At 70.7% G+C, this 9135-nt stretch carries 10 protein-coding genes and 1 pseudogene; 3 read left to right on the forward strand and 8 right to left on the reverse strand.

The annotated features are described in order from the left end of the window. Positions 1-105: 105 nt before the first annotated feature. Positions 106-1074, reverse strand: coding sequence for a GTPase Era (gene era / locus ACFYO2_RS27565; RefSeq protein WP_388354371.1), 969 nt, complete (start codon positions 1072-1074; stop codon positions 106-108). Positions 1075-1112: 38 nt separating this feature from the next. Here era and ACFYO2_RS27570 point away from each other — a divergent pair. Both ACFYO2_RS27570 and ACFYO2_RS27575 read left to right on the forward strand, forming a co-directional pair. Continuing rightward, positions 1113-1259 (forward strand): annotated as a pseudogene (locus tag ACFYO2_RS27570) (ammonia channel protein); the annotation flags it as partial. A 28-nt stretch (positions 1260-1287) separates the two neighbouring features. Beyond that, positions 1288-1626: a P-II family nitrogen regulator gene (locus ACFYO2_RS27575; protein WP_388354374.1), complete on the forward strand. Its 339-nt coding sequence runs from the start codon at positions 1288-1290 to the stop codon at positions 1624-1626. Between the two features lie 40 nt (positions 1627-1666). Here ACFYO2_RS27575 and ACFYO2_RS27580 read toward each other — a convergent pair whose 3' ends face one another. Together ACFYO2_RS27580 and ACFYO2_RS27585 are read right to left on the reverse strand one after the other, a co-directional pair. Beyond that, positions 1667-2020, reverse strand: coding sequence for a cytidine deaminase (locus tag ACFYO2_RS27580; RefSeq protein ID WP_388354376.1), 354 nt, complete (start codon positions 2018-2020; stop codon positions 1667-1669). 28 nt (positions 2021-2048) lie between these two features. Continuing rightward, entirely contained in the window at positions 2049-2930 is an 882-nt protein-coding gene (locus ACFYO2_RS27585; protein ID WP_388354379.1) for a helix-turn-helix transcriptional regulator, read from the reverse strand. A 92-nt stretch (positions 2931-3022) separates the two neighbouring features. On the opposite strand from ACFYO2_RS27585, the gene ACFYO2_RS27590 reads away from it, so the two are divergent. Further along, positions 3023-4465, forward strand: coding sequence for an MFS transporter (locus ACFYO2_RS27590; protein ID WP_388354381.1), 1443 nt, complete (start codon positions 3023-3025; stop codon positions 4463-4465). On the opposite strand, the gene ACFYO2_RS27595 is transcribed toward ACFYO2_RS27590, so the two are convergent. From ACFYO2_RS27595 to ACFYO2_RS27615, 5 genes are all read right to left on the reverse strand, one after another. Continuing rightward, entirely contained in the window at positions 4427-4786 is a 360-nt protein-coding gene (locus tag ACFYO2_RS27595) for an MmcQ/YjbR family DNA-binding protein (protein WP_388354384.1), read from the reverse strand. The genes ACFYO2_RS27590 and ACFYO2_RS27595 overlap by 39 nt on opposite strands. Continuing rightward, positions 4783-6093 (reverse strand): hemolysin family protein, encoded by a 1311-nt coding sequence (locus ACFYO2_RS27600; protein WP_388354386.1) that lies wholly within the window; start codon positions 6091-6093, stop codon positions 4783-4785. The genes ACFYO2_RS27595 and ACFYO2_RS27600 overlap by 4 nt, the downstream gene beginning before the upstream one ends. Beyond that, positions 6090-6587, reverse strand: a complete 498-nt coding sequence (gene ybeY / locus ACFYO2_RS27605; protein ID WP_388354389.1) for an rRNA maturation RNase YbeY — start codon at positions 6585-6587, stop codon at positions 6090-6092. The genes ACFYO2_RS27600 and ybeY overlap by 4 nt, the downstream gene beginning before the upstream one ends. 12 nt (positions 6588-6599) lie before the next feature. Further along, positions 6600-7658 carry a PhoH family protein gene (locus ACFYO2_RS27610; RefSeq protein ID WP_388354391.1) on the reverse strand — a complete coding sequence of 353 codons (1059 nt, stop codon included), beginning with the start codon at positions 7656-7658 and terminating at the stop codon, positions 6600-6602. A gap of 223 nt (positions 7659-7881) precedes the next feature. After that, complete coding sequence (locus ACFYO2_RS27615; RefSeq protein WP_388354393.1) at positions 7882-9027, reverse strand: carbohydrate kinase family protein; 1146 nt, start codon at positions 9025-9027, stop codon at positions 7882-7884. Positions 9028-9135 lie beyond the last annotated feature (108 nt).

A 9135-nucleotide genomic window follows, 5' to 3' on the forward strand; every position in this document is an offset into this window, starting at 1 on the left:
GGCCCCCAGGGCAGGTTCACCTTTCGACCGACCGAGTCGGGTGGGTGGGCACAGGCCGGAGGTCCAGGGGGCGCAGCCCCATGGGGACCCTCGGGCCGGCCTCGCTCAGAAACCCAGCTTGCGCAGCTGCCGAGGATCCCGCTGCCAGTCCTTGGCGACCTTGACATGAAGGTCCAGGAACACCGGCGTACCCAGCAGCGCCTCGATCTGCTTGCGCGACTTGATGCCGACCTCCTTCAACCGCTTGCCCTTCGGCCCGATGATGATGCCCTTCTGGCTGGGCCGCTCGATGTACACGAACGCGTGGATGTCGAGGAGGGGCTTGTCGGCGGGCCGGTCCTCGCGCGGCAGCATCTCCTCCACGACGACCGCGATGGAGTGGGGAAGCTCGTCCCGCACACCCTCCAGCGCCGCCTCTCGGATCAGCTCGGCCACCATGACCTGCTCGGGCTCGTCGGTCAGATCACCCTCTGGGTAGAGCGCGGGGCCCTCCGGCAGCAAGGGCACGATCAGGTCGGCCAGCAGGTCGACCTGCTTGTCCGCGACCGCCGACACCGGCACGATCTCCGCCCACTCGAACCCCAGCTCCCGTCCGAGCTGGTCGATCGCGATGAGCTGCTCGGCGAGCGTCTTGCCGTCGACGAGGTCGGTCTTCGTGACGATCGCGATCTTCGGCGTCTTCTTGATGGACGCCAGTTCCTTCGCGATGAAGCGGTCGCCGGGGCCGAGCTTCTCGTTCGCGGGCAGACAGAAGCCGATCACGTCGACCTCGGCCCAGGTCGTGCGGACGATGTCGTTGAGCCGCTCGCCCAGCAGTGTGCGCGGTTTGTGCAGCCCGGGGGTGTCCACGAGGATCAGCTGGGCGTCGGGCCGGTGCACGATGCCCCGTACGGTGTGCCGCGTCGTCTGCGGCTGGTTGGCGGTGATCGCCACCTTCTGCCCGACCAGAGCGTTCGTGAGGGTGGACTTGCCCGCGTTGGGGCGACCCACGAAACAGGCGAAGCCCGCCCGGTGGGCGACCTCCGACGATTCCGACGGCTCGGATGACTGGCTGCGAACGCTCATGGCGCCCATTCTCCCTGATCCACAGAGCCCCGCCGCACAAGCGTCCCCACGGCCTCGCCGAGCTGATCGACAAGGCGATGGGGCCCCGCGCGAGCGAGGAGCGGGAGCGCATCGGTGTGGACCTTACAGCGCACGCCGAGACCGCATACGATCACGGCGTCCTGGGCCACGGCGCCCCGGTCACCGCGTCCGTCCCTCCACACAGAAGGTCACGACACAGGTATGAAGCTCATCACCGCGATCGTCAAGCCGTTCCGCCTCGACGAGGTCAAGACCGCCCTCCTGGAGCTCGGCGTGCACGGCCTGACCGTGACGGAGGCCAGTGGCTACGGCCGTCAGCGCGGCCACACCGAGGTGTACCGCGGCGCCGAGTACCAGATCGACCTGGTCCCCAAGGTGCGCATCGAGGTCGTCGTCGAGGACGCGGACTCGGACACCGTGATCGACGCGATCCTCAAGGCCGCGAGGACGGGGAAGATCGGGGACGGGAAGGTGTGGGCGCTGCCGGTGGAGACGGTCGCACGCGTACGGACGGGCGAGCGCGGGCCCGACGCGCTCTGATCACGAGGACGGGGGTCTGGGGGCAAAGCCCCCAGAGGCCTCAGCCCGCGGGGACAGTCAGCCGGACGGCTCCGTCGGCTCCAGCCACCAGCACCGGGGTCCCAGGCCCGCCCAGATCCCGTACCGCCGCCAGGTCCTGGTCCGAAACACCCTCGGCCTCGGTCACCACCGCCGCCGCCTCCAACGACTTCGCCCCGGACGCCACCGCCATCGCCACCGCCGTCCGCAGCGCACTCAGCTTCAGGGACTCAAGAGCGACGGTTCCCGCCACATACGTCCGCCCGGTCTCGTCGCGTACGGCCGCCCCCTCGGGCACGCCGTTGCGGGCCCGTGCCGAACGGGCCAGGGTGACGATCTTGCGGTCCTCGGGGTCGAGCATGCTGCTGTCGGTCATGAGGTGAGCATACGTAGACCCGCCACGCCTACCCCGCCACGGGGTACATCGCCCCGCGCCGCCCCTCCGGCGAGGCCAGCCACTCCAGCTTGGCCGCGGTGTTCGCCTCGTCCAGCGGGGTGTGCAGGACGACCGTCAGGTCGGGCCGGGCCGGCACCTTCATCGCCGTGGACTCCACGCACAGCAGCCCGACCAGCGGATGGTCGAGCTCCTTGCGGATCACCCCGGCGTCCTGGATGTCCCGCCGCTCCCACATCGCGGTGAACTCCGGGCTCGCCGCGTGCAGCCGGGCGAGGACCTCCTGGAAGCCCTCGTCGTCCGGGCGGGCCGAGCAGGCCGCCCGGAACTGGGCGACGACCGTGCGCGCGTTCTGCTCCCAACTGCGCGACTGCGAGCGGTACATGGGGTCGGTGAAGAAGTCGAGGACGCAGTTCTGCGTGATCTCGGGACGCATGCCGAGCACCCACCCGGCGGCCTCGTTGTACATCACGCAGTTGTAGTACGTGTCCATGAGGTGCGCCGGATACGGCATCCACGCGTCGATCAGCCGACGCAGCCCGTCGCAGCCGTGGTCCGCCGCGGGTTCGGGGGCGGGCGGGTTCAGCCCGGCGAGGACGTACAGATGGCGGCGTTCGGCGTTGCTGAGCCGCAGCACCCGGGCGACGGAGTCGAGGACCTGCGGGGACACGGAGATGTCCCGCCCCTGTTCCAGCCACTGGTACCAGGAGGCGCCCACTCCGGCGAGTACGGCGACCTCCTCGCGGCGCAGCCCCGGCGTCCGGCGCCGCGCCCCGCCGTCGGGCAGCCCGGCCTCGGCCGGGGAGACCCGGGCCCGCCGGCTCATCAGGAACTCGCGCAGCTCACGCAGCCGATGCGCCTTGCCCGCACCCGTCTCGATCACATCCGCCACGTGCTCCCCCTGCCGACGCCTGTCTGGTGGTGCCACCACCAGGACAACTTCCCGCTCCCCACGGCTATTCCACGCCCCGCAGGCTCTTGGGCATGGCGATCGACACCTCCTCCCCGCACCTGCGAGAGACAGCCGCTCCCCGTCTGACGGCCCGCGACAAACTCGTCCTCTTCGTGCTGTGCGCCGCCCAGTTCATGGTGGCGCTCGACTTCTCCGTCCTGAACGTCGCCCTGCCCGTGCTCGGCGCGGACCTCGGCATGAGCCAGTCCGCCCTGCAGTGGGCGGTCACCGCGTTCGCGCTGCCGTCCGGCGGCTTCCTGCTCCTCTTCGGCCGCATGGGCGACCTGTACGGCCGCCGCCGACTCTTCCTGACGGGGCTCGCCCTGTTCGGCGCGGCGTCGCTGCTCGCCACGTTCGCCTGGGACCCGGCGTCGTTCCTGGCCGGCCGCGCACTGCAGGGCGTCGGCGCGGCGGCGATCGTGCCGACCGGCATGTCCCTGCTGACGACGACCTTCCCGGAGGGCCCGGCCCGGGACCGCGCGCTCGGCATCTCCGGCACCCTGCTCTCGCTCGGCTTCACCGTCGGCATGGTGGCCGGCGGCGTCCTCACCGACACGCTCGGCTGGCGCTCCACCATGGGCCTGCTGGGCCTGTTCGCGGTGATCGTCCTGCCCCTGGCCCCGGCCCTGCTCCCCGAATCCCGCACCCCGGACCGCCCCCGCCTGGACATCCCCGGCGCCATCACGGTCACGGCCGGGCTGCTTTCCTTGATCTACGCCCTGTCGACGGCCGCCGACCACGGCTTCGGCCGCCCCGACGTCATCGTGACCCTGATCGCGGGCGTCCTGCTGCTCACGGCGTTCGTGGCCGTCGAGTCCCGTGCGAAGTCGCCGCTGGTCTCCCTCCCGATGCTGCGTCGCCGCACGGTGGCGTGGGGCAACCTGGGCGGGCTCGTCACCTTCTCGATGATGTCGACGGTCGTCTTCGTCCTGACCCTCTACCTCCAGGAGGTCCTGCGCCTGTCGGCCTTCCGGACCGGTCTGGTCTTCGGCGTCCAGGGCGTCCTGTCGGTGGTGGCGGGCTCGTACACCCCGAGGGTGATCGGCCGCCTCGGTGCCCGCCGCACGCTGGTGGTCTCGCTGCTGGGCCAGGGCGCACTGGTGGCGACCCTCCTGGCCCTGGACGAGAGCAGTTGGTCGGTGTGGCTCGCGACGGCCGCCGTCTCTCTCGCCAGCATGTGCCACCTGGGCGCGATCATCTCCTACGGCCTCACCGTCACCTCGGGAGTCCCCGACGAGGAACAGGGCCTGGCCACCGGCCTCGTCACCTCCACACAGCAGGTCGGCATCACGATCGGCATCCCCCTGCTCGGCGTCCTCGCGACGACGTCGAGCGACCTGATGTCCGGCGTCCACACGGTGCTGGCACTCGACGCGGCGATCGTGCTCGCGGCGGCGGTGCTGGTGGCGCTGGGGCTGCGGGGTGGCCGGAGCGGCTCAGGGGCGGTCGAGGCGGAGGCGGTCGGCGCGCGGTAGACCGGCCACCACCAGGTCGTACGAGTCCTCGACGAGCTCCCGGACCAGGCGGTCCGGGAGGTCGCCGTCGACCGTGACGGTGTTCCAGTGACGCTTGTTCATGTGGTAGCCGGGGATGATGAGCCCCGGATGCTCGCCGCGCAGGCGGATCGCGTCCTCCGGGTCGCACTTGAGGTTCACCGTCAGAGGCCGCGCGTCGAGGTTGGTCAGGGCGAACAGCTTGCCCTGCACCTTGAAGACGGACGTCTCCGGGTTGAACGGGAAGTCCTCCACGGCCGCGTTGAAGGAGAGGCAGAACGCGCGCAGCTCCTGCGGGGTCACTCCGCCTTCGCCTCCTCGTCCGCGGCGGCCCCGACCGGGCTCACCGGCTCCACCAGCACCGTCACGATCTTGTTCCGGCGGCCCGCCGCGGCCTCGGCCGTCAGCCGCAGCTCGCGTCCGTCGGGAAGTTCCACCAGGGCCGACGCCCCGGCGATCGGAACGCGGCCCAGCGCCTTCGCCAGCAGCCCGCCGACGGTCTCCACGTCCTCGTCGTCGTACTCCTCCAGGCCGTACAGCTCGCCGAGGTCGGTGATGTCGAGGCGGGCGGTGACCCGGTGCCGGTCGTCGCCCAGGTCCTCCACGGGCGGGAGTTCACGGTCGTACTCGTCGGTGATCTCGCCGACGATCTCCTCGAGGATGTCCTCGATGGTGACGATGCCGGCCGTGCCGCCGTACTCGTCGATGACGACGGCCACGTGGTTGCGGTCCTGCTGCATCTCGCGCAGCAGGTCACCGGCGTTCTTGGTGTCCGGTACGAAGGCGGCCGGCCGCATGGCCGTCGACACCAGCTCGCTCTCCGCGTCCCGGCTGATGTGCGTCTTGCGGACCAGGTCCTTCAGATACACGATCCCGACGATGTCGTCCTCGCTCTCCCCGGAGACGGGAATCCGCGAGAACCCGGACCTGAGCGCCAGGGTCAGTGCCTGACGGATCGTCTTGTAGCGCTCGATGACGACGAGGTCGGTCCTCGGGACCATGACCTCCCGGACGAGCGTGTCGCCCAGCTCGAAGACCGAGTGCACCATGCGGCGCTCCTCGTCCTCGATCAGCGACTCCTTCTCGGCGAGGTCCACCAGCGCCCGCAGTTCCGCCTCGGAGGCGAAGGGGCCACGGCGGAAACCCTTGCCGGGCGTGAGGGCGTTGCCGATGAGGATCAGCAGCGACGGGATCGGGCCCATGATGCGGGCGAGCGGCAGCAGGACGTACGCCGCCGCCGTGGCCGTGTTGAGGGGATGCTGGCGGCCGATGGTCCTCGGCGAGACCCCGACCGCGACGTACGACACCAGGACCATCACCCCGATCGCGACCAGGAGCGCCTCGGTGGTCCCGTCGAACTCCTGCAGACAGGCGTAGGTGATGAGGGCGGCGGCGGCCATCTCGCAGGCGACCCGCACCAGCAGCGCCACGTTCAGATAGCGCGTCGGGTCGGCCGCGACCTGGGCGAGCTTCACGCTGCCCCGACGGCCGGTCCGCACCGCCTCCTCCGCACGGAAGCTGGAGACCCGTGCGAGGCCCGCCTCCGCGCAGGCGGCCAGCCAGGCGGCGACGACCAGGGCGATCGCGCCGGAGACGAGGGTCGCACTCATGACACGGTCGGGGCCGGGGACGGACCGGTCAGGCCCTTCTCCGCACGCCAGCCGTCCACGATGGCGGCCTGCAGACCGAACATCTCGGCCTTCTCGTCGGCCTCCTCATGGTCGTAACCGAGGAGGTGCAGCACCCCATGGACGGTGAGGAGCTGGAGCTCCTCGTCCATGGAGTGCTGCGTGTCCGCTTCCTTGCCCTGCTTCTCGGCGACCTCGGGACACAGCACGATGTCGCCGAGGAGGCCCTGCGGAGGCTCGGCGTCGTCCTTCGAGGGCGGCCGCAGCTCGTCCATGGGGAAGGACATGACGTCGGTCGGCCCCGGCAGGTCCATCCACTGGATGTGCAGCTGCTCCATGGCGTCGGCGTCCACGACGATCACCGAGAGCTCGGAGAGCGGGTGGATGCGCATCCGCGCGAGCGCGTAGCGGGCGATGTCGAGGATCGCCTGCTCGTCGACCTCGGTTCCGGACTCGTTGTTGACGTCGATCGACATGGTCGTGCTGGTCTACTTCCGCTTGTTACGGGCGCCCTTGTGGGCGCCGTTCTCCGTACCGTTCTCGCTGTCGTACTTCTCGTACGCGTCGACGATACGGCCGACCAGCTTGTGCCGTACGACATCGTGGGACGTGAGCCGCGAGAAGTGGACGTCGTCGAGACCTTCGAGGATGTCCTGGACCTGGCGCAGGCCGGACTTCGTGCCGGTCGGCAGGTCGACCTGGGTGACGTCACCCGTGACCACGACCTTCGAGTCGAAGCCGAGCCTCGTCAGGAACATCTTCATCTGCTCGGCGCTGGTGTTCTGGGCCTCGTCCAGGATGATGAAGGCGTCGTTGAGCGTGCGACCGCGCATGTATGCCAGGGGCGCGACCTCGATCGTCCCGGCCGCCATCAGCCGCGGGATCGAGTCCGGGTCCAGCATGTCGTGCAGCGCGTCGTACAGCGGGCGCAGGTACGGGTCGATCTTCTCGTAGAGAGTGCCCGGGAGGAATCCGAGGCGCTCGCCCGCCTCCACCGCCGGGCGGGTGAGGATGATGCGGTTGACCTGCTTGGACTGCAGGGCCTGGACCGCCTTGGCCATGGCCAGGTAGGTCTTGCCGGTGCCGGCGGGGCCGATGCCGAAGACGATCGTGTGCTTGTCGATCGCGTCGACGTACCGCTTCTGGTTGAGGGTCTTGGGGCGGATGGTCCGGCCGCGCGAGGAGAGGATGTTCTGCGTGAGCACCTCGGCCGGGGTCTCCCGGCCGTCGGCCTCGCCGGTCCCACCCGCTCTGAGCATGGCGATCGAGCGTTCCACTGCGTCCTCCGTCATCGGCTGCCCGGTGCGGAGCACGAGCATCATCTCTGCGAACAGGCGCTGGATGAGGGCGACTTCACCGGCGTCGCCGACCACGCTGATCTCATTGCCCCGGACGTGGATGTCGGCCGCCGGGAAGGCCGTCTCGATGACGCGTAGGAGGGAGTCGCCAGAACCCAGCACGGTCACCATGGGGTGCTGGGCGGGGACGGTGAACTGTGCTCTCGCCTGTCCCTGCGCGAGGGTGTGAGCTGTGGGTGTCTGAGTCATGGGCCGGCGCTGTAGGCCTGCGGTTCCTCCTCATCACGGCCGCGTAGCTGAGAGCGGCCTCGCGATACCAAGGGTACGACGGTGGACTGACAACGCCGTAGGGCTTTTCGACGACCATCCGGCCGACCGAGACGGGATGGGGGTCCCCCCGCTCGAGCGAAGCCGAGAGTGGGGGAGGGTGGGCGAAAGCCCGGGGGTCCTGGGGCGGAGCCCCGAGGGACGGTCACGCCGACCGGCCGAACCCGATGGTCGGCACAGCCCGCCGCAACGGCCACGGCCGCGCCGCCTCCTCCTCCGGCACCAGCCCCGCCAGGAACCCGTACCGCTCGAGCGCCGCCGGATCCTGCCCGTCCACCGACTGCACCCGCCGCCACCACGCCCCGATCTCGGACCACCCGGGTGCCGACAACGACCCCCCGAACTCCTGCACGGACAAGGCGGCCGTCAGCCCCGCGAAGGCCAGTCGATCGGCCAGCGGCCACCCCGCCAGCGTCCCGGTCACGAAACCCGCCACGAACACGTCCCCCGCCCCCGTCGGGTCGAGCGCCTCCACCGCGATCGCCGGGACCTCCGCCGTCTCACCCGTCCGCCGGTCCACCGCGTACGCCCCCTCCGCACCGAGCGTGACGACGGCCACCGGAACGTAGTCGGTCAGCGCGTGCGCCGCCGCACGCGGGCACGCCGTCCTCGTGTACCGCATCGCCTCTTCCGCGTTCGGCAGAAACGCCTCGCAGTGCTCCAGGTCCGGCAGCCCCGCCAGATCCCACGCCCCCGTATCGTCCCACCCGACGTCGCCGAAGATCCGCGCCCCCTTGCTCGCGGCCTGCGCGACCCAGGGCGCGCGCTTGCCCGGTGTGAGGGAGGCGATGGCGGCACGCGCGCGTGGCGGGCAGTCGGGCGCGGGCTCTTCGGGGGGCGGCTCGTGGCCGTGGGAGACCATCGTGCGCTCCCCCTCGTAGGCCATGGAGACGGTGACCGGCGAGTGCCAGCCGGGGACGGTCCGGGACGGTGCGAGGTTGATGCCCTCGCCCGTCTCGAGCGCGTCCCAGCAGTACTCGCCGTAGTGGTCGTCGCCGAACGCGGCCGCGAGGGAGGTTCTGAGGCCGAGCCTCGCCAGGGCCGTCGCCATGTTCGCCACGCCACCCGGGCTCGACCCCATCCCGCGCGCCCAGGACTCGGTTCCGCGCACGGGGGCGCAGTCGAGCCCGGTGAAGACGATGTCGAGGAAGACGGTGCCCGTGAGGTAGACGTCCCAGGGCGGGTCGTCGGGTGTGCGCAGGGCGGTGAGCGGGTCGACCTGGGCCCGATGGTGCCCGGCCGCTCCGATGTGCGACGGTCCCTTTCCGGTGGACGCGGTGGACGCGATCACGGTGCGCTCCCTGACGTGGTGCCGATCAGGCCAGTCTGCACCACACCACCGACAACCCGCCGTCGTCACGCCGTCGCCGCAGGTCGCGCCAGGCCGTCGCGGCTCCCG

The sequence above is a fragment of the Streptomyces sp. NPDC006602 genome, from assembly GCF_042870385.1.
In the GTDB taxonomy this organism is placed as follows: domain Bacteria; phylum Actinomycetota; class Actinomycetes; order Streptomycetales; family Streptomycetaceae; genus Streptomyces.

Excerpts from the sequence above, each read along its gene's own strand:
- ACFYO2_RS27580 (WP_388354376.1), bottom strand. The coding sequence starts at position 2,020 with ATGACCGACAGCAGCATGCTCGACCCCGAGGACCGCAAGATCGTCACC.
- ACFYO2_RS27610 (WP_388354391.1), bottom strand. The coding sequence starts at position 7,658 with ATGACTCAGACACCCACAGCTCACACCCTCGCGCAGGGACAGGCGAGA.
- ACFYO2_RS27590 (WP_388354381.1), top strand. The coding sequence starts at position 3,023 with ATGGCGATCGACACCTCCTCCCCGCACCTGCGAGAGACAGCCGCTCCC.
- ACFYO2_RS27575 (WP_388354374.1), top strand. The coding sequence starts at position 1,288 with ATGAAGCTCATCACCGCGATCGTCAAGCCGTTCCGCCTCGACGAGGTC.
- ACFYO2_RS27600 (WP_388354386.1), bottom strand. The coding sequence starts at position 6,093 with ATGAGTGCGACCCTCGTCTCCGGCGCGATCGCCCTGGTCGTCGCCGCC.
- era (WP_388354371.1), bottom strand. The coding sequence starts at position 1,074 with ATGGGCGCCATGAGCGTTCGCAGCCAGTCATCCGAGCCGTCGGAATCG.
- ybeY (WP_388354389.1), bottom strand. The coding sequence starts at position 6,587 with ATGTCGATCGACGTCAACAACGAGTCCGGAACCGAGGTCGACGAGCAG.